This is a genomic window from Rhodococcus pseudokoreensis (genome assembly GCF_017068395.1).
GTDB lineage: Bacteria > Actinomycetota > Actinomycetes > Mycobacteriales > Mycobacteriaceae > Rhodococcus_F > Rhodococcus_F pseudokoreensis.
In genome coordinates this window covers 6,280,698-6,303,987 of record NZ_CP070619.1, presented here as the reverse complement: position 1 = coordinate 6,303,987, position 23,290 = coordinate 6,280,698, and the positions used below count along the sequence as shown (strand labels likewise).

Here is a 23,290-nt window from a genome sequence, read left to right as displayed (position 1 = left end):
CCCTACTCGTCAGCGGGGTGCCATGCGGATGGCACCGTCCAGGCGGATGGTCTCGCCGTTGAGGTAGCCGTTCTCGAGGATCTGGCAGGCGAGCTGCCCGAACTCGCTCGGCTTGCCCAGACGCGACGGATTCGGCACCGACTTCTCCAGCGACGCGCGCACGTCGTCGCGCAGCCGGGCGAGGAGCGGGGTGTCCATGATCCCCGGGGCGATGGTGCACACCCGGATGTTACGGCTGGCGAGGTCGCGGGCCGCGGTGACCGTCATGCCCACGATGCCGGCCTTCGACGCGGTGTAGTTGATCTGGCCGATCTGGCCTTCGAATGCGGCGACGGACGCCGTCAGCACGACCGCGCCGCGCTCGCCGTCGATCTCCTCCTGCCGCGCCATCCGCTCCGCCCCGAGCCGCAGGGCGTTGAACGACCCGACGAGGTTGAGCCGGATCACGAACTCGAAGTCCTCGACGGAGCCCGCCTTGCCGTCGGAGTCGAGGATGCGCATCCGGCGTCCGGCACCGGCGCAGTGCACGAGGCCGCGCAGTCCGCCGCGCTCGTCGGCGACGTCGAGTGCGGCCGCGAACTGCTCGGAATCGGTCACGTCGGCGGGGGCGAACTGGGCGGCGCTGCCCAATTCCTTCGCCGCCGCCTCACCGTCGGAGTTCGGCAGGTCGATGAGCGTGACCTGGGCGCCCGCGTCGACGAGCCGGCGGGCCGTCGCCAGCCCGAGACCGGACGCGCCGCCGGTGACCGCGGTCGAGATTCCCTTGAGTTCCATCGTGCGTGTGTTCCCTTCGAAAGATGTTGTCGGATCAGAGAAGTTCGAGAATGGTGGCGTTGGCGAGGCCACCCGCCTCACACATCGTCTGCAGTCCGTACCGAATGCCGTTGTCCCGCATGTGGTGGACGAGCCTGGTCATGAGGATCGCCCCGGATCCGCCGAGCGGGTGCCCGACTGCGATGGCGCCGCCGAGCGGATTGAGCCGGTCGGTCGCGGCGCCGGTCTCCGCCTGCCACGCCATCGGGACGGGAGCGAACGCCTCGTTCACCTCGAAGGCGCCGATGTCGTCGATCTTCAGTCCCGAGCGGGACAGTGCCTTCTCCGTCGCGGCGATAGGTCCGGTCAGCATGATCACCGGGTCGTCGCCCGCGACGGCGCACGTGTGGATGCGGGCCATCGGGGTCAGGCCCAGCTGGGCGGCCTTCTCGCTCGTGGTGATGAGCAGCGCACCCGCTCCGTCCGAGATCTGCGAGGAGTTGCCGGCGTGGATCACGCCGTCCTCCTTGAAGACGGTCTTCAGCTTGCCGAGCGATTCGAGGGTGCCGCCGCGGCGGATCCCCTCGTCCCCGGCGAGGACGTCGGAGAGCGGCGCGAGTTGCCCGTCGAATGCGCCCCGGTCCGCGGCCTGCGCCGCGAGTGCGTGGGATCGCAGCGCGTACTCGTCGAGTGCCTGTCGGGACAGTGCCCACTTCTCGGCCATCATCTCGGCGCCGGTGCCCTGACTGAACCCGCCGACGCCGTACCGGTCGAGGACGGCCGCCGGGAAGTGCTCACCGTTCGTGCTCGCGCTGCCCATCGGAACCCGGCTCATCGACTCCACACCACCGGCGACGACGATGTCCTCGTGGCCCGCGATGACGGTGGCGGCGGCGAAGCTCACGGCCTGCTGGCTCGACCCGCACGCCCGGGTGAGGGTGGTGCCCGGGACGGTCTCGGGCCAACCGGCGGCGAGCACGGCGGTGCGGGCGACGTTGCCTGCCTGCTCCCCCACCTGGCTGACGCAACCCCAGACGACGTCGCCGACCTGATCCGGGGACAGTCCGGTGCGCGCGGCGAGGGCCTCGAGAACGTGCGCCGACAGGTTTGCGGGGTGGATTCCGGACAGGGAACCGCCACGCCGCCCGATGGGCGTGCGGACGGCGTCGACGATCACTGCATCGCGCATGGTGTGTTCCTTCGATCTGAGGGGGTGACTCGAATCAATCACGGGCGAAGTCGTCAGCACAACGACTTTCGGCCGATCGCAGCGTTAGTTCGTGCCTATGACCGCAGCGTCGCCCCGGACCAGCTTCTTGTCGCGCTCGGGGTTCGCGAAGAGGAGCGCACCGACGGCGCACACGGCGGCGACGAGTCCGAGGGCCTGGAACGCGGTGGCGTACCCCTCGGCGGGCGAGGAGGCCGCGTCGACGATCAGACCCGTCGCGTAGGGGGCGACGAGTCCGCCGATCGCCATGACGGCGAGGAAGACGCCCAGGGTGCCCGCGGTCTGGCGGGGCGGGCAGATCTCCGAGATCGCCGCGTTGAGCAGCGGGAACACCGACGCGGCGAAGCCGTAGCCGACGGAGACGACGAGGACGGCCACCGCGGGCGCGGTGATGGACGGGAGGGCCAGCAGGATCGCACCGCAGATCAGCACCCCGACGGCGGGGACGACGACGCGGACCACGCGGGACGTCGAGCCGCGTGCGAGCAGGCGGTCGCCGATGACGGACGACAGCAGCATCAGGATCAGCCCGGCGATGCTCGGGAACGCGAACATGGAGCCGGCCTGCAGGCGGCTGTACCCGAGGCCCACCTCGAAGTACGACGGCAGCCACGTCAGAACCACGGCGACCAGGGCGTACACGCTCATGACGAGAAGCGCGCCACTGATGAATGTGCGGGTCCGGAAGATGCGACCCCACGGCACCGCCGGTTCACCGGCGTCACCGGCAACCGCGGAATCGGCGCCCTTCCCGCTGCGGATGTACGGGCCCTCGCTCCAGACGGTGAGCCAGACGACGCACCACAGAACTCCGATGGCGGCCAGTGCGACCAGCGCGTAGCGCCATCCGAACGTGACGGTCACGAATGCGAGAGCAGGCGCGACGGCGATCTTCGCGATCGATGCGGCGCCGGCGAGCAGGGCGCTCGGCAGTCCGCGCTTGGCGGGGGCGTGCCACGAGTACGCCCCCGTGTGAAGCAGAGCGGAACTCGGACCTTCCGCGAGCCCGAGCAGCAGGCGGCTGACCAGGAGCACCGCGAAACTCGCGACGACCACGAGCGGAAGTATCGCGACGGACCAGGCGATCGCGAGCAACAGCAGCGCCCACCGGAGCGACAACCAGCGGTTCAGAGCACCGGCGAAGAAGCCGCCGACGGTGAACGTCAGAAAGAAGAGGCTGCCCACCAGCCCGATCTGCGAGGCGCTCAGCCCCAGTTCGTGGGCGAGGGGCTGGGCGATGATGCCGAGGACGGCCTTGTCGGCGTAGTTGACGACGTAGAGCAGCACGAGGAGCGCGGTCAGGCCCCAAGCGCGGCTGCGGGACTCGGAACCGATGGCGACGGCCCGGTCGAGGGTGGCAGAGGAGCGGGTCACGTGGTGATCCCTTCGGAGTATGTCGTGGCGTGGGTCACAGTGTCTCGATTCATTGAACGGACCGGGAAGCCGTCGATCAATACGTACTCGGCGAAGGCACCGGCTACGTCAGCCTATGGGTCGCCGGGGTGCGGGTGCATTGGACTGCGCTATCCGACAGATAGCCCGAACACCTCTAGAAGGGCACCCGCGGATCGGGCATTCTGAAACCATGAGCCGCCTCGCCCACACCCTCGGTCTGACCGAATTCCAGACCGAGATCGTCGACACCGTGCGCACTTTCGTCGATCGCGACATCATCCCGGCCGCACAGGAACTCGAACACTCCGACACCTACCCCCAGGCCATCGTCGACAAGATGCGCGACATGGGCCTGTTCGGGCTGATGATCCCCGAGGAGTACGGCGGGCTGGGCGAATCCCTGCTCACGTACGCGCTGTGCGTCGAGGAACTCGCCCGCGGCTGGATGAGCGTGTCGGGTGTGATCAACACCCACTTCATCGTCGCGTACATGATCCGTCAGCACGGCACCGACGCCCAGAAGGACCACTACCTGCCGCGGATGGCGACCGGTGAGGTGCGTGGCGCGTTCTCGATGTCCGAGCCCGAGCTGGGTTCCGACGTCGCCGCGATCCGCACCAAGGCCAAGCGCGACGCCGACGGCGACTACGTGATCAACGGCCAGAAGATGTGGCTCACCAACGGCGGCAGTTCGACGCTCGTCGCCGCACTGGTGCGCACCGAGGAGGGCGCCGCCAAGCCGCACGACAACCTGACCACGTTCCTGATCGAGAAGCCCGCCGGTTTCGGTGAGGTCCGCCCTGGCCTCACCATCCCGGGGAAGATCGACAAGATGGGCTACAAGGGCATCGACACCACCGAGTTGCTGTTCGACAACTACCGCGCTTCTGCCGGCGACGTCCTCGGCGGAACCCCGGGCCGCGGGTTCTCGCAGATGATGGACGGTGTCGAGGTCGGCCGGGTCAACGTCTCCGCCCGCGCGTGCGGGGTCGCGATCCGGGCGTTCGAGCTCGCCGCCCGGTACGCGCAGCAACGCAGCACGTTCGGCAAACCGATCGCCGAACACCAGGCGGTCGCGTTCAGCCTCGCCGAGATGGCGACGAAAGTGGAAGCCGCGCATCTGATGATGGTCAACGCGGCCCGCTTGAAGGATTCCGGGGAACGCAACGACGTCGCCGCGGGCATGGCCAAGTACCTCACCAGCGAGTACTGCTCCGAGGTGACCCAGGCCAGCTTCCGCATCCACGGCGGCTACGGCTACTCGAAGGAGTACGAGATCGAGCGTCTGATGCGCGAGGCACCGTTCCTCCTCATCGGCGAGGGCACCAGCGAGATTCAGAAGATGATCATCAGCAAGGGCGTACTGCGCAGTTACGCACTGTAATCCGAAGGAGACAACCCGTGCAGCGTACGGTGTTCAACGAAGATCACGACGCGTTCCGGAAGACGATCCGCGACTTCATCGCCAAGGAAGTCGCGCCCGTCCACCACGACTGGGAGGGCGAAGGGCATCCGCCTCGCGACTTCTACCGCCGGCTCGGCGAGCTCGGCGTGCTCGGGATCCAGGTGCCGGAGGAGTTCGGCGGCGGCGGTGAGAAGAGTTTCAAGTTCGCCGCGGTGGTCGGCGAGGAGACGGCGGCCGCGGGTGTCACGTTCGGCAGTTACTCCGTGCACACCAACCTGATCCTGCCGTACCTGCTCGAGTACGCCAGCGACGAGCAGAAGCAGCGGTGGCTCCCCGGATTCGCGTCCGGCGACATCATGTTCGCCATCGCGATGACCGAGCCGGGCACCGGTTCCGACCTCGCAAACATCGCGACGTCGGCCAAGCTGTCGGCGGACGGGTCGCACTACGTCCTCAATGGCGCGAAGACGTTCATCACCGGCGGCGCGCTCGCCGACCGGATCCTCGTGGTGTGCCGCACCGCGCCCAGCACCCCCGAGGACCGCCGGGCCGGACTGACCATCCTCGTCGTCGACACGACCGCCGAGGGTTTCGCGGTGGGCCGCAAGATCGAGAAGATCGGCCTGAAGGCGTCGGACACCGCCGAACTGTCCTTCACCGACGTGCAGGTGCCCGTGGCGGACCGCCTCGGCGAGGAGGGGGCCGGGTTCAGCTACCTCACCCACAACCTCGCGCAGGAACGTCTGTCCATCGCGCTCGGCGGGTCGGCGACCGCGGCCGCGGCGTTGCAGCACGCGATCGCGTACGTCAAGGAGCGCAAGGTGTTCGGCAAGCCCGTCGCGGCGTTCCAGAACACCAAGTTCGTGCTCGCCGAGTGCGCCACCGAGGTCGAGGCGATCCAGCTGATGGCCGACCGCGCACTCGAACTGCACGACGCGGGCGAACTGACGGTCGCCGACGCCGCGAAGGCGAAACTGTTCTGCACCGAGGCCGCGGGCCGGGTCATCGACAAGTGCCTGCAACTGCACGGCGGTTACGGCTACATCCTCGAATACCCCATCGCGCGCCTGTACGCGGACACCCGGGTGTCCCGCATCTACGGCGGGACGAGCGAGGTCATGAAGACGATCATCGCGAAGGATCTCGGCCTCTGACCCCACACGGCAACAGTATGGGCGTACCGTTTGAAGGCGTGGACGACATCTGGGATCCGGACAAGTACCTCGCCTTCGCGGACCATCGCGGGCGCCCGTTCTACGAGTTGCTGTCGCGCGTCGACACGCGGTCACCCCGCCGCGTCGTCGACCTCGGCTGCGGCCCGGGAAACCTGACCGTCAGCCTCGCCCAGCGGTGGCCGGACGCCGTCCTGGAGGCGTCCGACAGCTCAGCCGAGATGGTGCGGGCCGCACGTGACCGCGGACTCGACGCCGCCCGGCTGGACGTGCGCGACTGGACGCCGCAGCCCGACACCGACGTCGTCGTCTCCAACGCCGCCCTGCAGTGGGTGCCCGAGCACCGGGAGTTGTTGCGCCGCTGGCCGGCACAGCTGCCGTCGGGGGCGTGGATCGCGGTGCAGGTTCCCGGCAACTTCGACGCGCCCTCGCACGCGATCGTCCGGGACCTCGCCGGGGCCGAGCGGTGGTCCCGGTGGTTGGCGGACGTGCCGTTCCGGGCGGAGAACGTCGTCGACGATCCCGTCGGGTACGCGGGACTGCTCGCGGACGCCGGGTGCGTCGTCGACGCCTGGGAGACCACGTACGTCCAGCAGTTGACCGGGGACAACCCGGTGCTGGAATGGATCACCGGGACGGCGCTCCGACCGGTCAAGGATGCCCTCTCGGCGCCGGACTGGGACCGCTTCCGCGACGAACTCGTCCCGCTCCTCGACGAGGCGTATCCCCGGCGACCGGACGGGAGCACGTTCTTCCCGTTCCGGCGCATCTTCGTCGCCGCCCGGGTGCAGTAGACCCCGGTCAGCCGTGGTGCCTGCGGTACGCCGCGGCCGCTCCGGGATGCAGCGGCACGCCGGCGGTGACGATCAGCGACTGCCGGTCCAGGAACTGGCTGCCGGTCGCCTGATCCGGCACCAGTTCCGCCGCGTGGTCGATGAGCACCTCGACGATCGCGCCCGCGGCGTCGTCGGACACGGACGGGTCGGCGAGAAGCAGGTTCGCGAGACCGATCGTCGCGACCGACGTCTGCTGTCCGTACGTGCCGGGCGGAATCAGCACCGGCTCGTATCGTGGGCCGAACCGCACCCGCAGTAGCTCCAGTTCGGCGGACAGGTCGAGCAGTCGCAGCGGGATCCCGAGATCCGCGAACGACGGCGTCGGCACCCCGCCCGCCCACAGCACCGCGTCGACGGTGCCGTCCCGTAGGGCCTGCCCCGCGTCGGTCATCGACAGGTGCAGTCGCGTCACGTCTTCCGGACCCGCCAGGCCCAGGACGTCGAGGATACGTTCGCCCGTCAATTCCGCGCCGGAGCCTGTGGCGCCCAGACTGATTCGGGTGCCCCGCAGCTGCGCGGTGTCCGTGATCCCGGAATCGGCGCGCACCGCGAGCTGCATGTAGTTCTCGTACACCTTGCCGAGGGCGGTGAATGCGGCGCCGGCCTCCATCGCCGACACGGCGGCGTCGGCGAGGCTCAGGGCCAGTTCCGCCTCCCCGGACGCCAGCGCCGCCAGATTCTCCATCGACCCGGCGGTCCGGAGCGGGACGATCCGCACCGGCAGTGCGGCACGTTCCGCGGCCGCGGCCGTCAACTGGGCGAACTCCCAGAAGAATCCGCCCTCCTCACCCGCGGCGAGCCGCAGCGGATCGGCGCCGCCATCCGAGCATGCGGCGAGAACCGCACCCGTGGCCGCGGTCGCGCCCGCGGCGAGGACGCCGCGCAGCAGTGTTCGTCGCGTGATCACGCCGGCACCGCCGGTTCCGGAAGCGTCAGCGTGACCTGCAGCCCGTGCGGCCGGGCCGCAGCGACCGTCAGCGTTCCACCGCCGCCCTCGACCAGTGCGGTCGCGATGGACAGTCCGAGCCCGGTGCCCTGCTGCGCGGCCCCGGACCCGCGGAAGAACCGCGAAGACAGTTTGCCGATCTCGTCCTCGCTCACCCCGACGCCGTCGTCGCTGACCCGGATCTCGATTCCCGAGGCGGATCTTCCGGTGTCGATCCGGACCGTCGCCCCGCGGCCGGCGTACGCGTGCGCGTTGCTGAGCAGGACGTCCAGGACCTGGGACAGGTGACTGTCCCGGAAGTCGGCGACCAGCGGTTCGGCCGGTGGCCGGAACGCGAGGGCCATCCCCGAATCCCCGAGGGCCTCCGTCCAGGCGTCGGCACGGTCTGCGAGAACGGCACCGATGTCGCACTCGCCGCGCGCGGACTCGTCCTCGCCGGCGTCGGCGGGTGATTCGGCGACGGCGAGCGCCAGCAGTCCGTCCAGGATTCCGCCGAGCCGATCGACCTCCATCCCCGTCCGGCGGTAGGTTTCGGCACCGGCCTCGGCGACGTGCGGGCCGAGGGAATCGAGCCGGATGTGCAGGGCCGCGAGCGGGTTTCGGAGCTGATGGGCGGTGTCCGCGATCAGCTGACGCTGCGCCTGACCCGACGCCTGGACGGCGCCCGACATGGTGTCGAACGCCTTCGAGAGTTCCTGCACCTCCGGCGGTCCGCTGTACCGGCCGGAGGGCCTCCCGGAGTTGCGACCCGCCCGCGGGCGCGGCGACGGGACCGCCTCGGTCAGGGCGCCGACCCTGGCGGTGAGCGCCCCGAGCGGGCGAACGGTCCACCGGGACAGCGCGATCGCGACGGCCGTGACCGCTGCCAGCGCGCCGAGCGCCCCCGCGACGATCACCAGCCACGACGTCCGGATGGATTCCCGGGCGGCGCGGGTGGACACGTCCAGCACGACGGCGCCGTCCACCTGCGCCCCGGTGCCGACGGGCACAGCCGACAGCACCCGGTTCGCCGACCACGGGGTCAGCGAACCGCTGATCCCCTGCTTCTGGTTGCGCAGTCCCGCCGTGATCGCCGCGGCGACGTCGGTGTCGTCCGGCGACAGTCCCGCCCCCGCGCGGACGTTGCCCCTGGCGTCGACGATGAGGACGCCCTCGCCGTACAACTCGTGGTAGCGGGCCACCTCCTCCCGCAGCAGCGTGGTACTTCCGGGGGCCTGGGTCTGCCCGGCGAGGCTCGCGAAATGCGTCGCGTCCGCCTCCCGACTCAGCCGCAGGGCCTGAGTCCGCCCGGCGCTGGTGGCCAGCGCAAGGGGGACGGCGAAGGCCACCACTGCGACGGCCGCGAACACCAGCAGGACGGCGAGCACCCGGCGGCGCACGTCAGGTGCCCCAGCGGTAGCCGTACCCGCGGATGGTCGAGATGAGGCCGGGGCGGCCCAGTTTCGCGCGCAGCCCCGTCATGTGCACGTCGAGGGTGCGGGAGATTGCCACATACGCGTCGCCCCAGACGGCGTCCATCAACTGCTGCCGGCTCACCGCGGCGCCGGGACGGGTCACGAGCACCTCGAGCAGCTCGAACTCCTTGGCCGTCAAGGTAACCTGCGTCCCGCCGACCTCCACCTCGCGTGCCGCCAGATCGACCACCACATCACCCTCGGTGACCGTCTCCCCGGCCGAGGGTCCGGTCGCGCGCCTGCGCTGGGTCACGACGTCGAGCCGGGCCAGCAATTCCGCGAGCCGCGCCGGTTTGACGAGGTAGTCGTCCGCACCGCCGCGCAGTCCCCGCACGACCGACCGTTCGTCGTCGCGGGCCGTGAGGATCACCACCGGAACGTCGCTGACGGCCCGCAGCTGCCGGAGCACCTGCAGGCCGTCCGCGTCGGGGAGACCGAGGTCGAGGATCACCGCGTCCATACCGCGATGGCCGAGAAGGAGATCGGAGCCGCGGCGCATGCGCACCGCCTCGTGGCCGTGGGTTCCCAGCGCCTCCACGAGTGCGTCGCCGACTCCGTCGTCGTCCTCGACCACCGCGATCTGCACGTCACTTCCCTTCGATCAGCTCCGCGAGTCGACCAGCTCGACGTCGTCGTCCGGGGTGTCCTCCCGGCTGGCCGGCCGGTCGAGGGGCGAACCGTTCGAAGTCTCACGCATGAAGACGTAGACGACGAGCGAGATGGCGATACACCCGGTCACGTAGTAGAAGAATAGCGATTCGTGGCCTGCCCGCTTCAGGGCGAGGGCGACGGTCTCGACGGTTCCGCCGAAAATCGCCAGTGTGAGGGCGTACGGCAACCCGACGCCGAGCGCGCGGACCTTCGTCGGGAACAGCTCCGTCTTCACGATCGCGTTCACCGACGTGTAGCCGGTGACGACGATCAGCCCCAGCATCATCAGCGCGAACGCGACGAGCGGGTTCGTCGTCTTCCCGAGCACGGTCATCAGCGGCACGGTCAGGACGGTTCCGCCCACGCCGAAGAAGATGAGCAGCTTCCGGCGGCCGATGCGGTCGGACAGTGCGCCGCCGATCGGCTGCAGCACGATGAACACCAGCAGGGCCGCGAAGTTGATCCACGCCACCGTGTCCTTGGAGATGCCGGAGGTGTTGATCATGTACTTCTGCATGTACGTGGTGTACGTGTAGAACGCCACGCACCCACCCAGCGTCAGCGCGCACACCAGCAGGCATTCGCGGGGGTACTGCAGCAGCATCCGCAGCGAACCCTCCTTCGGCCCACTCGCCGGCGCGTCGTCGTCACGCGTGGCCTCCACCTCTTCGGTGAACGCCTCCGACTCGTCCATCGTGCGACGGAGCCACATCACCGCGACGGCACCGGCGGCGCCGATGAGGAACGGGATCCGCCAGCCCCACGACTGCATGGCCTCCGCAGGCAGCGTCAACTGCAGGACGATCTGCACACCCAGCGCGATCAGCTGACCGGCGACGAGCGTGACGTACTGGAAGCTCGAGTAGAACCCCCGCCGGCCGGGCGACGCGACCTCCGCCAGGTACGTGGCGCTGGTGGCGTACTCGCCACCGACCGACAGTCCCTGCAGCATCCGGGCGATCACCAGCAGCACCGGTGCCACGATCCCGATGCTCGCGTACGACGGCGTGACGGCGATGACGAGCGAACCCGCCGCCATCACCGTCACCGACAGGGTGAGCGCCGACCGGCGCCCGTGCCGGTCTGCGTACCGGCCCATGATCCAGCCGCCGATCGGCCGCATGAGGAACCCGACCGCGAAAACCGCTGCCGTGGAAAGCAACTGCGCGGTTGTGTCGCCCTCGGGGAAGAACTCCTTCGCGAAATACACACTGAACGCCGCGTAGACGTACCAGTCGTACCATTCGATCAGGTTGCCGACCGAACCCTTCAAAACATTGCCGATGACTCGGCGCTCACCCGTCGATGTGGTGCTCACGCGGGACTCCTCTCGATGCCATGGATCTCTGCGTTCACACCACAGTGGGTCACGTCACATCGATACGGAAGGGCCGCGGAGCCTTCCTAACACTCCCTTAGGAAAGAGCCCCCGTGAGTACTTATCAACGTCCGGCGGTTAACAAGTACTCACGGCTGGGGTGTCCTCGCCCAGCCGCGGCGGGGCGCTGCGATAGCTCGCCGGAGTGGCGCTGAGCCGGATCGGGTTCGCCACCTGCCGCACCGGCCGGTCCCTGCGCGGATCGTCGATCTCGACCACCGGGTTCAGCCCGAGCCGCTCGGCGAGCGCCACCGCGTCGGCGATGTCGTTGAGCGGCCCGCACGGGACACCCTGCTCGGTCAGCTTCTCGAACCACACGTCCGCGGAGTCCACGGACAGCGCGTCGGTGATGTCCCGGACCAGTTGCTCGCGGTGCGCCACCCGTTGCGTGTTGGTCGCGTACCGCTCGTCGCCGGCGAGTTCGGGCACACCGAGAACCTCGACGAGAGAGGCGAACTGACGGTTGTTCCCCACCGCCAGCACCAGCGGACGGTCGCCGGTCCGGAACACCTCGTACGGCGCGATGCTGGGATGCCGGTTGCCCATCGCCTGCGGGACGACACCGGCGCCCACATACCCCGACGTCTGGTTCGCGAGCGCGGACAGCAGCGACGACAGCAGGTTCACCTCGACCCGCTGCCCCTCCCCGCTCCGGTCGCGGTGACGCAGCGCCGCCAGGATCCCGACCGCGGCGTGCAGCCCGGTGATGACGTCGACGACGGCCACCCCGACCTTCGTCGGAACGCCGGGTTCCGGACCGGTGATGCTCATCAGCCCGCCGACGGCCTGGATGAGCAGGTCGTATCCGGGGAGGTTGTTCTGGCCGCCGAACCCGGTCACGGAGCAGTAGACGACGTCGGGATTGATCTCCCGCACGGCGTCGTAGCCGAGCCCGAGCCGGTCCATGGTGCCGGGCAGGAAGTTCTCCACCACCACGTCGGCCCGGGCGGCCAGTTCCCGTGCCTGTTCCAGGTCGACGGGGTCGCGCAGATCCCAGGCGAAGGACCGCTTGTTGCGGTTGACGGACTGGAAATAGGTGGACTCGTCGCCCACCCACGGCGGACCCCACTGCCGCGTGTCGTCGCCGACGCCGGCGCGCTCGATCTTCACGACCTCGGCGCCGAGATCGGCGAGCAGCATCGTGGCGTACGGCCCGGCGAGCACCCGCCCGAAGTCGGCGATCAGCAGGCCCTCGAGCGACCCACTCCGAGCAGATTCGAGCGACCCGCTCACCGGAACGCTGCCTCGCCCGTCAGCGCCCGGCCGATCACCAACTGGTGCACCTCGGACGTCCCCTCGTACGTCAGCACCGACTCGAGGTTGTTGGCGTGCCGGATCACGGGGTATTCCAACGTGATTCCGTTGGCGCCGAGAATCGTGCGGCACTCGCGGGCGATGGCGATGGCCTCGCGGACGTTGTTCAGCTTGCCCGTGCTGACCTGCTCGGGGCGCGCCTCGCCGCGATCCTTCAGACGTCCGAGGTGGTAGGCCAGCAGGTGCCCCTTGCCGACCTCGAGGGCCATGTCGGCGATCTTGACCTGAGTGATCTGGTAGGCGGCGAGCGACTTGTCGAACACCTGACGGTCCTGCGCGTAGGAGATCGCGGACTCGAGGCAGTCGCGGGCGGCGCCCATCGCACCGAAGATGATGCCGAACCGGGCCTCGTTGAGGCAGCCCAGCGGGCCGCCCAGCCCCTTGGCCTCGGGCAGCATCGCCGATTCGGGCAGCCGGACGTCCTCGAGCACGAGTTCCGAGGTGACGGACGCCCGCAGCGACATCTTGTGCTTGATCTCGGGCGCCGAGAAGCCGGGGGTGTCGGTCGGCACGACGAATCCGCGAATGCCGTCGTCGGTGCGCGCCCACACGACGGCGACGTCGGCGACGGATCCGTTGGTGATCCACATCTTCGTGCCGTTGAGGATCCAGTCGTCGCCGTCCCGCTTGGCGTTGGTGCGCATGCCTGCGGGGTTGGAGCCGAAGTCGGGCTCGGTCAGACCGAAGCAGCCGATCGCCTTGCCCGCGGCCATGCGGGGCAGCCACTCCTGCTTCTGGTCCTCGCTGCCGTAGTGGTGGATCGCGAACATCGCCAGCGAGCCCTGCACCGACACGAGGCTGCGGATTCCGGAGTCGACGGCCTCGAGTTCCAGGCAGGCCAGGCCGTAGGCGGTGGCGCTCATGCCGGCGCAGCCGTAGCCGTCGAGGTGCATGCCGAGGACGCCGAGTTCGCCCAGCCCCTCCGCGAGCTCGCGCACGGGCAGCGCCGCCGCCTCGAACCATTCGCCGATGTGGGGGCGGATCTTCTCGTCCGCGAATCGGCGCACGGTGTCGCGGATCGCGATCTCCTCGGTGTCGAGCAACGAGTCGAGGGCGAACAGCTGGGACAGGGACTGCGAGTCGGACATTGTTCCTCCACGGGGCCGGTGGGGCTGATGTGCAAACGTTCGCGAGAACGATTGCACGAACGATTTCGTCACGTAGACTAGGGCGCGTTCCGGCGGACGTCAACACCGAGGTCTGCCAGGTCCCCGACCCCGACCGCGAGGATTGCCCGTGAACCTGCCGGACCGCCCGACACGCACCTCCGGGCGTCCGCCGACCCTCCGCGAGATCGCCGAACGCGCCGGCGTCCACGTGTCGACGGCGTCCCGGGTGCTCCGGCAACCCGAACCCGCCGACGGCTGGTCCGAGGCCGCACTGCGGGTGCGCGAGGTGGCGGTGGAACTCGGCTACCAGCCGAACCTGTGGGCCGCGAGCCTGCGGACCCGCAAGACCACCACCCTCGGCGTCGTCATGCCGCGACTCACCGACGGGGTGGTCGCGACCATGTTCCAGGGCATCGAGGAGACGGCCACGCAGGCCGGCTACTCGGTGCTGCTGTCGAGCCCACCCGACGACCTCGACGCCCAGCGCCGCGCCATCGAGTTCCTCGTCAGCAGGCAGGTCGACGGCCTCCTACTCAGCAGCCTGCACAGCCCCGGCCGCGAATTCGTCGACTCGCTGTCGGTGGGATCGCTGCCGATGCTGCAACTCAACCGGCACGCCGACGTCGGTCTGCCGTTCGTGTCCGGCGACGACCACCGCGGCGGCTACCTCGCCGGACGCCACCTCCTCGACCGCGGGTTCACCGAGATCGCCGCCATCGCCGGCCCCGACCACGCCAGCACCTCCCGCGACCGGCTCGCCGGATTCCGGGACGCACTGGCCGAGAACGGCATCGAACTGGGACCGGACCGCGTCGTGCGCTCCGACTTCGACGTGTCCGGCGGTGTCGCCGCGGCCACCGTCCTTCTGGAGTCGGATTCGCGCCCCGAGGCGATCTTCACCGTCAGCGACACCATCGCGATCGGCGTCCTCGGCGTCGCCCGCGACCTCGGACTGCACATCCCCGACGACCTCGCACTGGTCGGCTACAACGACATTCCGGTGGTCGCCCAGCTTCCGGTCCCGCTGACCACCATCCGGTCACCCGCCCGCCTCATCGGCGCGACGGGTGTACGTCATCTCCTGTCGATCATCGCCGGCAACGACGTCGAATCGGTGAAGCTCCCGGTCGAACTCATCGAGCGGGCATCGACGCTGCGATAGTCAGAGCTTGGCGCGCAGTTCGCGTTTGAGCAGCTTGCCGCTCTGGTTGCGAGGCAACTCGTCCACGAACACCACCTGCTTGGGCACCTTGAACGGCGCGATGCGCTCCTTGACGTGGGCGATCAACCCGTCCGGGGTCACGCCGGACGCGTCCTCCCGCAGCACCACCACCGCGGTGATCGCCTCGATCCACTTGTCGTCCGGCGTCCCGATGACGGCCACCTCGGCGACGGCCGGGTGCGTGTAGACGGCGTCCTCGACCTCCCGCGACGCCACCAGGATGCCGCCGGTGTTGATGACGTCCTTGATGCGGTCGACGACGGTGATGTACCCCTCCGGGTCCCGCGTCACCAGATCGCCCGAATGGAACCAGCCGTCGCGGAACGCGTCCGCGGTGGCGTCGGGATTGTCCCAGTACCCCAGACACAGTTGGGGCGAACGGTAGAGCACCTCGCCCGGCGTGCCGTCCGGAACGTCGTTGCCGTCCGGATCCACCACCCGGGTCTCGACGAAGAACACGGCCTTGCCGCACGACGACGGGCGCGCCTCGTGTTCGGCGGGCTGCAGCACCGTGGCGAGCGGCCCGATCTCGGACTGCCCGAAGCAGTTGTAGAAGCCGAGGTCGGGGTAGCGTTCGCGCAGCCGGTTCAGCACCGTCACCGGCATGATCGACGCACCGTACTGCGCCTTCTTCAGCGACGACAGGTCGCGGGTCTCGAGATCGGGATGTCCGGCGAGCGGCACCCACACGGTCGGGGCCAGGAACAGCGAGCCGATGCGATCGGCTTCGATGCGCCGCAGGATCTCCGGAATATCCGGGGTCTGCATCAGATTCACCGAGGCGCCCACCGACAGGTACGGCAGCATGAACACGTGCATGCCCGCGGAGTGGTACAGCGGCATGCAGATCAGCGGATTGTCCCCCTCGCTCAGCGCGAGGGCGATCACGGAGGAGACGTACTCGTGCACGAGCCCGCCGTGAGTCATCATGGCGCCCTTCGGCTTCGACGTCGTCCCCGACGTGTACAGCAGTTGCGCCAGGTCGATGGACGCGACCGGAGTGGCCACTGCGGGCACGTCGCCGGAGCCGCTGTGGGCGAGCAGGGAATCCTCGGCGTCGCGCAGCGGCACCACGTGGCGCAGGTCCAGCCCGTCCCGGACCGAGTCGAGGGTGCCCCGCAAGGCCGGATCGACCAGCACCGCGGCGCTCCCGGACTGCGACACCAGATAGGTCAGCTCTTCGCCCTTGAGCGCATAATTGACCGGAACGTGCACGAGACCCGCACGCGCGCAGGCCAGGAACCCGATCGTGTACGCGTCCGAGTTGGTGCCGTACGCGGCGACGCGCTCACCGGCCGACAGTCCCAGCGACTGCAGGTAGGCGGCAGCGCGGCTGACCCCGTCGTCGAGTTCCCGGTACGTCCACGTGCGGTCCTCGAACGTCAGCGCCCTGCGGTCGGGGAACTTGGCGGCCGAGCGCCGCAGCACTCCGTCGACGGTATCGGTGCGCGCATCCAGACTCATGCACGAAGGTTATAGGACGTCCAACTACCTCGCCAGAGGTTCGCTACCTCCCAGCCGACACCAGCATCGGCGAATGCATGTCGTAGTACGTCACGTCGTCGGTCAGGCGGCCCTCCTCCTCGAACAACGACCTCAGGTCGTCCGGTATCTCCAACTTCTCGTGGGAACGGGCCTCCGCTTCGGATGTGAAGTACACCGCCTCGACGTATCCGCCGTCGCCGTACGTGCACAACGTCCCACCGAGGATCTCCGGTCGCAGTTCGTGCACCCGGTCGGCAGCCTCGTCCAGCAACTCCCGCATCCGGTGCGCGTCCGTCGTGTGGCCCTCCATGACCTGCACGAACGTCGCGTCGTCCGAACCGCCGCCCATCCACTCGGCCACCTCGGGGCAGTCCATGAAGGACACCGGGCCGTCGAAGCACCGCTCGGTCTCCGCCCACCAGGCGCCCTGCTCGGGACGCTCACTGTTGAGCCGGGCCGCTTCGGCGGATTCGAATCGCGCCAGTGCGATGAACGTTCCGTCGTCGCACAATCCCTGGGTGCATCCGAGGAAGCCCGTCGCCCCCGGACGGATGTCCTCGGTCCAGCGGTCCATGCACCGGACGAGGCCGGCCTCGTCCGACACCTTTCCTTGAATGATCTGAATGAACATCGATGTCACCTCCCGCGGGACAGTCGCCCCGCAGTGAGAACATTCTCGGTGGCCGGCCTGTCGCGGTCCACCGTCGGCGGGCGCCGACGGCCCGCGGCCGCAGCCACTGCACCCCTGATCTTTCGCCGGTTCGCTACACCACGCAATGCACGCAGGGCCTGTCGCGGAGGGCTATTTTCCCTGCCACTGCGGGGTGCGCTTCTCGACGAACGCCTGCATGCCTTCCTGGGCGTCGCAGGTGACGGCGTTGGTGGCCATCGTCTCGGCCATCGCCCGGTACGCCTCGTCCTGGGGCAGGTCGATCTGGCGGTAGAACGCCTGCTTGCCGATCTTCACGGTGAGCGGGCTGGCCTTCGTGATCTTCGCGGCGAGCGCCCGGGTCTGCACGTCGAGTTCCTCCGGCTTGACCACCAGGTTCACCAGACCCCAGTCGGCCGCGGTCTCGGCATCGATCGTCTCGCCTGTCAGCAGCATCTGCAGTGCACGCTTGCGTCCGATCGCGCGGCTGAGCGCCACCATCGGGGTCGAGCAGAACAGGCCGATCTTCACTCCCGGCGTCCCGAACACGGCGTTCGACGACGCCACCACCAGGTCACACGACGCCGCGAGCTGACAGCCCGCCGCAACCGCCGCGCCCTGCACGGACGCGATGACCGGCTGCGGAATGTCCTGCACGGCCTGCATCATCTCGACGCAGGTGTCGAAGATGGCCTGCTCGTCCTCCAGCGTGCGGCCGATCATCTCCTTCAGGTCGTGACCCGCGGAGAACACCGGTCCTGCAGCCCTGATGACGACGACGCGGGTGGTGTCGTCGTCGCCCAGCTTCCGAAGCGCAGCGGTGACATCCCGCATGGCCTCGGACGACAGCGGATTGCGCTGGTCGGGGCGGTTCAGGGTGAGGAACGCGACGCCGGTGTCCGGCAAGGCAGTGGTCTCGACGAAGTTCTCGGTCATGACTACTGCCTACCACCCGTGAGTACTTGTTAACCGCCGGCGGTTAAGAAGTACTCACGGGGGGAGCAATGCGGGCCCGCACCTCACCGAAGCCGATGCGGGTGCCGTTCGGGCCCGGGGCGGTGGCGGAGATGGCGATCTCGTCGCCGTCCTCGAGGAACGTGCGCTTCTCGTCGCCCACGACGACGGGTTCCTGCCCACCCCACGTCAGTTCGATGAACGCACCACGCTGGTCCTTCTCGGGTCCCGAGATGGTGCCCGACGCGAACAGATCACCCGTGCTGGCCGTGGCACCGTTGACCGTGGTGTGCGCGAGCATCTGCGCCGGCGACCAGTACATCTGCGCGTACGGCGGCCGCGACACGACGTGCCCGTTCCATTCGACGGCCAGGTCGATGTCCAGACCCCACTTCTCCTCGCCGCGCAGGTACGGCAGCGGCTGCGGATCCTGGATCGGGGTGTCGATGCGGGCCGCCTCGAGAGCCGCCAGCGGCACCACCCACGGGGAGATGGACGTCGCGAAACTCTTCCCGAGGAACGGGCCGAGCGGAACGTACTCCCAGGCCTGGATGTCGCGGGCAGACCAGTCGTTCACGACGACCGCGCCGAACACGTAGTCCGCGAATCGATCCGGGGTGATGGTCTCCCCCAGCTTCGTCGGGACGCCGACGAGGAAGCCCATCTCGGCCTCGATGTCGAGGCGGCGGGACGGCCCGAAGTCGGGGGCGTCCTGATTCGGGGCCTTGCGCTGCCCGCACGGCCGGACCACGTCGACGCCCGACACGATGACGGTGCTCGACCGCCCGTGGTATCCGACCGGCAGGTGCTTCCAGTTGGGCGTCAGCGGCTCGGAGTCGGGGCGGAACAGTCGTCCGAGGTTGGTGGCGTGATTCTCGGACGCGTAGAAGTCGACGTAGTCCGCGACGGCCACCGGCAGGTGCATCGTCACGTCCTCGACCGCGAACACGGCCGTGTCGGCGACGTCGCCCTGGACGAGTTCGGTGATCTGCCGGCGAACCTCGCTCCAGCGGTCCGGGCCCTGCGCCATGAACGCGTTGAGGGTGGGCTGCGCGAAGACGTCGTCGCCCAGGGTGGCGGCGAGATCCACGACGGAATCTCCCACCCGCACACCGACCCGGGGGGCCGAGTCCGCGGTCGAGAACACGCCGTACGGCAGGTTCTCCAACCCGAACAGGGAATCGGCGGGAATCTCGAGGGCGGTCATGCGTGGGCTCCTTCATCAGCGGAAGCGTGTTCATCGGCGAGGGCGGACGTCGGCACGAGGTGCAGTGCGACGAGATCTTCGAGGGGCTCGAGGATGCTGCACGTGCCGAAGGATCGGAAGGCGGTGCGGACGGCGCCGACGACGTCTGCGGGGAGGTCGCTCAGCTCGCGGGCGATCCGGGTGCCGTCACGCTCCGCGAGGGTCGCGGCGATCCGGTCGGTGTCGGCGCCGTCGAGTGCGTGCCGGGTGGCGAGAAGCACGTTGAGGAACCCGTGCTGCTCGAAGCCGGTGTGCGGATCGGTGTTGCGGACGGCGTGGTGCAGTCCGGCCGTGGCCTTGAACGGGACACGAGTCGTGACGGCGGCGCGCACAGCGGACGCGAGTTCGCGCTCGTCCGGGTAGGCCTCGGCGACAACGCCTCCCGTGCGGAACTTCGCCGCGAACGGGCCGCCGACGAATGCGGCGAGGAAGTCGGCCCGGCGCTCGCCGCGCGGAACCTCGACGAACACCTCACAACCGGAGATCAAGTCCGCGGCGGCGTCCAGTGCGGCAAAGAACTCCGTGGCCGTCTGTTCGGCGGGCGCCGCGATCTCGAGTGCGACAGCCTTGGCACCGTCGATCTGCGCGAGGCGGTCCAGTGCGGGTTCGAGAGTAGCCGGGCCACCGGGCAACGTCAGGCTCAATTCGATCGCACCGGCCGTCAGTTCGTCCAGCCGGGCGACGGGAAACACGAAGGGGCCGACGAGATCCCCGTACGGCGCCGACAGATGCCTGGCGTGCGCGGGCAGAGCGTCGGGGAGCGGCGCGTTTCCGGGCGGAAACAGCGCGGCGTCGTCGCAGAGACCGGAGAAGAGAGCGGGGATCACTGCTTCGGCCCCCGTCCCGCCCAGGTCCAGGCATAGCCCGAGTCCTCGCAGGCGAGTGCGCCCTCGCCGAGTTCGAGCGGACGGAACGTGTCGACCATGACGGCGAGTTCGTCGAAGAACTCGGCCCCGATGCTGCGTTCGTACGAGCCCGGCTGCGGTCCGTGCGCGTGGCCGCCCGGGTGGATCGAGATGGAACCCTGCCCGATGCCGGAACCCTTGCGCGCCTCGTAGTCTCCGCCGCAGTAGAACATGATCTCGTCGGAATCGACGTTCGAGTGGTAGTACGGCACCGGAATCGACAGCGGGTGGTAGTCGACCTTGCGGGGTACGAAGTTGCAGATGACGAAGTTGTTGCCCTCGAACGCCTGATGCGCCGGCGGCGGCTGGTGCACCCGTCCGGTGATGGGCTCGTAGTCGGAGATGTTGAACGTGTACGGGTACAGGCAGCCGTCCCAGCCCACGACGTCGAAGGGATGCTGCGGGTAAACCATTCGCGTGCCGACGATCCCGTGTGACGTCCTGTGCTTGACGAGCACCTCGACGTCCGTGCCCTCGGACTGCAGCGTGTCGGACGGCCCGTGCAGGTCGCGCTCGCAGTACGGCGCGTTCTCGAGCAGCTGGCCGAACCGGGACAGGTAGCGCTTCGGCGGGACGATGTGGCTGTTGGCTTCCATCGCGTAGGCGCGCAACGGTTCCGGGCCCTGTGGAATCCAGCGGTGCGTGGTCGACATCGGAATCAGGACGTAGTCGCCCTGCTTCGCATCGAGCGCACCGAACACGGTTTCGACGGTGGCGGCACCGGATTCGACGTACACCATCTCGTCGCCGATCGCGTTGCGGTACAGCGGCGACTCCTTGGCCGCGACCACGTAGGAGATGCGGACGTCGGCATTGCCGAGGATCAGCCGGCGTCCGGTGACCACGTCCGTGTCGGCCCAGACCGTCTCCGGGAAGAGGTCGTGCAACTTCAGGTGGCGCGGCTTGAGCGGGTGATTGGGGGTGGTGCTCTGGTCGGGCAGCTCCCACACCGTGGCGTCGACGATCGCCGACGGGATGTGGCGGTGGTAGAGCAGCGAGGAGTCCGAGGAGAAGCCCTCTTCTCCCATCAACTCCTCGAAGTAGAGCTGACCGTTGTCGTCACGGTGCTGCGTGTGCCGCTTGGGCGGAATGTTGCCCACGTGCCGATAGAACGCCATGACCGGCCTCCCTAGAAGTGCGTGTCCGTAGTAGTAAACACATTAACTAAATTGAGGGCGTGATGGCAAGCACGGGTTTTTCGGGGAGGCCAAGCAGGGTCAGTTACGGCCGCGGACGTCGAACTGGCTGCGGTTGGTGATCAGCTTGTCGAGCAGCATGACGAGAATGCGCTGCTCCGGCTCGGTGAGGACACTCGCCCACGCGTGTTCGCGCTCGTTCTGCTCGCGGTAGATCTCGCCGATCTCGCTGCGACCCTTCTCCGTGAGCGACAACTGGACCGACCGGCCGTCCCGCTCGTCCGGAGCCCGCTCCATCAAACCACCACTGACCAGCGTTTTCGTCAAATTCGACACGGCGGCCCGGCTCATGCCGGTGAGCTTGGCGGCGGTCTTCGACTCGACCGGCCCCGCCAGCCACGTCACGAACATCAACCGGAACGCCGACCACGACAGCCCGCGCGGTCGGTGGATCGACGACTCCAGGTCGTACGTCACCACGTTCGACGCACGGTTCAACGTCAGGAGCACCTGCGTGGCGAGTTCGTGCGTCGAACCGTATTCGGTGCTCAGACGCCTGTTCGCCAGTTCGATGAACGACCAGAAGTCGAGGCTGTCGGGCACCTCGACAGGCACCGGCGCTACGTCATCGGTCATGGGGGAACCCTATCGCGAGCCGGTGGCGGGCCCAGCGCCCGCCACCTCCGCTTTTAGTATATCCATGAACTAGTTGACGCTGGCTGTTTCTTCCAATTCGACAGGCTCCGTCTTCGGGATCTTCAGGAACGCGAGCATGACGGCACAGACCAGCAGGCACCCGATCGGGAAGTACAAGCCGATGGTGACGTCGTCGGCCGTGGCGTTCTTTCCGATCACGTAGGGACCGAAGAATCCGCCCATCGCGGCGATGGTGTTGATGGCTGCGAGACCGACGGCGGTCTCGGCGCGGGTGAGTACCTGCGCCGCCATCGCCCAGTACGGTGCCATGTACCCGAGAACACCGACCGCCACCATCGACAGCGACGTCAGCGCCAGCACCGGCGAGTGCCGGAACAGGATGGTGCCGAACAACCCCACCGCGGCGAGGACCATCAGGCCGATGACGAACAGCTTGCGCTCGCCGGTCCGATCCGAATAGCGGCTGATCAGGAGCATTCCGACAGCCCCGACCACGAACGGCACAGCGCCGAGGAATCCGATGTTGGTGGCCGAGTAGCTCGGATCCATCTGCTTGACGATCTGCGGCAGGAAGAACGTGAAGCCGTACAGCCCGCACGCTGCGAACAGGTTCGCGACGGCGAGGTGCAGGATCTTCCGGTTCTTGATCGCGCCGAGCTGCTCCTTCACACCCGCGTGGGTGTCGGGCTCCTGGTACTCCGCGGTGATCTCACCTTCGAGCCACTCGGATTCCTGCGTGGTCAGGAACTTCGCCTCACGCGGTCGGTTGGGCAGGTAGACGAGGACGATCAGGCCCAGCACGATCGTCGGCGCACCCTGCAGGATGAACACCCAGCGCCAGCCGCTCATATCGAACCAGGAGATGTGGTCGAGGATCAGACCGCCGGTGAAGGAACCGACGATCATGGCGATCGGCTGCGCCATGGCCATCATGGCGATGGCCCGGGCACGCTCACTCGAGCGGAACCAGAACGTCAGGTACAGCAGCAGTCCGGGGAAGAGACCGGCCTCGGCGATGCCGAGGGCGATGCGGGCCACGTAGAGCTGCGTGACGCTGTTGACGAAGCCCATGATCACGGTGACGATGCCCCACGTGATCGCGATGCGGGCCAGCCAGATGCGCGCGCCGAACTTCTTCAGCGCCATGTTGGAGGGGATCTCGAACACGACGTAGGCCAGGAAGAAGATCGACGCCACGGCGCCGAACGTCCCGACCGTGATGCCGAGCTCGTGCTGCATCCCCAATTGCGCGTAGCTGATGTTGGTGCGGTCCATGTAGTTGAAGATGTACAGCAACATGACGAAGGGAAGGATGCGGTACGACACCTTCTTCAACGTCCTCGCACCGATTTCGCTGTCGTGAACAGCGGAGCGGGTAGCTCCCATGACATTTCT

The 23,290-nt window shown here is 68.4% G+C and carries 21 protein-coding genes; 4 read left to right on the top strand and 17 right to left on the bottom strand.

Annotation, left to right across the window (positions count from 1 at the left end; genetic code table 11):
• Window positions 1–9 precede the first annotated feature (9 nt).
• The 3 genes from JWS13_RS33910 to JWS13_RS33900 form a co-directional block, all read right to left on the bottom strand.
• Complete coding sequence (locus JWS13_RS33910; protein WP_087559092.1) at window positions 10–774, bottom strand: SDR family NAD(P)-dependent oxidoreductase; 765 nt, start codon at window positions 772–774, stop codon at window positions 10–12.
• A gap of 34 nt (window positions 775–808) precedes the next feature.
• A complete protein-coding gene (locus JWS13_RS33905; RefSeq protein WP_206009824.1) occupies window positions 809–1,942 on the bottom strand; it encodes a thiolase family protein in 1,134 nt (377 codons plus the stop codon).
• A gap of 84 nt (window positions 1,943–2,026) precedes the next feature.
• Window positions 2,027–3,355 (bottom strand): MFS transporter, encoded by a 1,329-nt coding sequence (locus JWS13_RS33900; RefSeq protein ID WP_206009823.1) that lies wholly within the window; start codon window positions 3,353–3,355, stop codon window positions 2,027–2,029.
• A gap of 211 nt (window positions 3,356–3,566) precedes the next feature.
• Here JWS13_RS33900 and JWS13_RS33890 point away from each other — a divergent pair, with 211 nt between their 5' ends.
• From JWS13_RS33890 to JWS13_RS33880, 3 genes are read left to right on the top strand one after another with little or no spacing between them, the layout of a single operon-like run.
• Window positions 3,567–4,760, top strand: a complete 1,194-nt coding sequence (locus JWS13_RS33890; RefSeq protein ID WP_206011850.1) for an acyl-CoA dehydrogenase family protein — start codon at window positions 3,567–3,569, stop codon at window positions 4,758–4,760.
• 17 nt (window positions 4,761–4,777) lie between these two features.
• Window positions 4,778–5,935 carry an acyl-CoA dehydrogenase family protein gene (locus JWS13_RS33885; RefSeq protein WP_124391164.1) on the top strand — a complete coding sequence of 386 codons (1,158 nt, stop codon included), beginning with the start codon at window positions 4,778–4,780 and terminating at the stop codon, window positions 5,933–5,935.
• Between the two features lie 47 nt (window positions 5,936–5,982).
• On the top strand, window positions 5,983–6,747 hold the full coding sequence (locus JWS13_RS33880) for a trans-aconitate 2-methyltransferase (protein ID WP_206011849.1): 765 nt from the start codon (window positions 5,983–5,985) through the stop codon (window positions 6,745–6,747).
• Window positions 6,748–6,754: 7 nt separating this feature from the next.
• On the opposite strand, the gene JWS13_RS33875 is transcribed toward JWS13_RS33880, so the two are convergent.
• The 6 genes from JWS13_RS33875 to JWS13_RS33850 form a co-directional block, all read right to left on the bottom strand.
• Window positions 6,755–7,696, bottom strand: coding sequence for a TAXI family TRAP transporter solute-binding subunit (locus tag JWS13_RS33875; protein ID WP_206009822.1), 942 nt, complete (start codon window positions 7,694–7,696; stop codon window positions 6,755–6,757).
• Window positions 7,693–9,114 (bottom strand): sensor histidine kinase, encoded by a 1,422-nt coding sequence (locus JWS13_RS33870; RefSeq protein ID WP_206009821.1) that lies wholly within the window; start codon window positions 9,112–9,114, stop codon window positions 7,693–7,695. The genes JWS13_RS33875 and JWS13_RS33870 overlap by 4 nt, the downstream gene beginning before the upstream one ends.
• Before the next feature lies 1 nt (window position 9,115).
• On the bottom strand, window positions 9,116–9,775 hold the full coding sequence (locus JWS13_RS33865) for a response regulator transcription factor (RefSeq protein ID WP_206009820.1): 660 nt from the start codon (window positions 9,773–9,775) through the stop codon (window positions 9,116–9,118).
• 15 nt (window positions 9,776–9,790) lie between these two features.
• Window positions 9,791–11,158, bottom strand: coding sequence for an MFS transporter (locus JWS13_RS33860; RefSeq protein WP_206009819.1), 1,368 nt, complete (start codon window positions 11,156–11,158; stop codon window positions 9,791–9,793).
• A 138-nt stretch (window positions 11,159–11,296) separates the two neighbouring features.
• Window positions 11,297–12,451, bottom strand: a complete 1,155-nt coding sequence (locus tag JWS13_RS33855; RefSeq protein ID WP_206009818.1) for a CaiB/BaiF CoA transferase family protein — start codon at window positions 12,449–12,451, stop codon at window positions 11,297–11,299.
• On the bottom strand, window positions 12,448–13,620 hold the full coding sequence (locus JWS13_RS33850; RefSeq protein ID WP_206009817.1) for an acyl-CoA dehydrogenase family protein: 1,173 nt from the start codon (window positions 13,618–13,620) through the stop codon (window positions 12,448–12,450). The genes JWS13_RS33855 and JWS13_RS33850 overlap by 4 nt, the downstream gene beginning before the upstream one ends.
• 148 nt (window positions 13,621–13,768) lie before the next feature.
• Between JWS13_RS33850 and JWS13_RS33845 the strand changes: the two genes are divergently transcribed.
• Window positions 13,769–14,803: a LacI family DNA-binding transcriptional regulator gene (locus JWS13_RS33845; RefSeq protein ID WP_206009816.1), complete on the top strand. Its 1,035-nt coding sequence runs from the start codon at window positions 13,769–13,771 to the stop codon at window positions 14,801–14,803.
• On the opposite strand, the gene JWS13_RS33840 is transcribed toward JWS13_RS33845, so the two are convergent.
• The 8 genes from JWS13_RS33840 to JWS13_RS33805 form a co-directional block, all read right to left on the bottom strand.
• Complete coding sequence (locus JWS13_RS33840) at window positions 14,804–16,327, bottom strand: acyl-CoA synthetase (protein ID WP_206009815.1); 1,524 nt, start codon at window positions 16,325–16,327, stop codon at window positions 14,804–14,806.
• A 43-nt stretch (window positions 16,328–16,370) separates the two neighbouring features.
• Entirely contained in the window at window positions 16,371–16,979 is a 609-nt protein-coding gene (locus JWS13_RS33835) for a hypothetical protein (protein ID WP_206009814.1), read from the bottom strand.
• A 171-nt stretch (window positions 16,980–17,150) separates the two neighbouring features.
• A complete protein-coding gene (locus JWS13_RS33830) occupies window positions 17,151–17,933 on the bottom strand; it encodes an enoyl-CoA hydratase (protein ID WP_206009813.1) in 783 nt (260 codons plus the stop codon).
• A gap of 43 nt (window positions 17,934–17,976) precedes the next feature.
• Window positions 17,977–19,158, bottom strand: a complete 1,182-nt coding sequence (fahA, locus tag JWS13_RS33825) for a fumarylacetoacetase (protein ID WP_206009812.1) — start codon at window positions 19,156–19,158, stop codon at window positions 17,977–17,979.
• Window positions 19,155–20,024, bottom strand: coding sequence for a hypothetical protein (locus JWS13_RS33820; protein ID WP_206009811.1), 870 nt, complete (start codon window positions 20,022–20,024; stop codon window positions 19,155–19,157). The genes fahA and JWS13_RS33820 overlap by 4 nt, the downstream gene beginning before the upstream one ends.
• The gene (locus JWS13_RS33815; RefSeq protein ID WP_206009810.1) at window positions 20,021–21,220 is read right to left on the bottom strand and encodes a homogentisate 1,2-dioxygenase; all 1,200 of its coding nucleotides are present in this window, start codon (window positions 21,218–21,220) and stop codon (window positions 20,021–20,023) included. Before JWS13_RS33815 ends, JWS13_RS33820 begins: the two co-directional genes overlap by 4 nt.
• A gap of 99 nt (window positions 21,221–21,319) precedes the next feature.
• Window positions 21,320–21,874, bottom strand: a complete 555-nt coding sequence (locus JWS13_RS33810) for a MarR family winged helix-turn-helix transcriptional regulator (protein ID WP_160094467.1) — start codon at window positions 21,872–21,874, stop codon at window positions 21,320–21,322.
• A 69-nt stretch (window positions 21,875–21,943) separates the two neighbouring features.
• Window positions 21,944–23,281, bottom strand: coding sequence for an MFS transporter (locus JWS13_RS33805; protein ID WP_206009809.1), 1,338 nt, complete (start codon window positions 23,279–23,281; stop codon window positions 21,944–21,946).
• Window positions 23,282–23,290 lie beyond the last annotated feature (9 nt).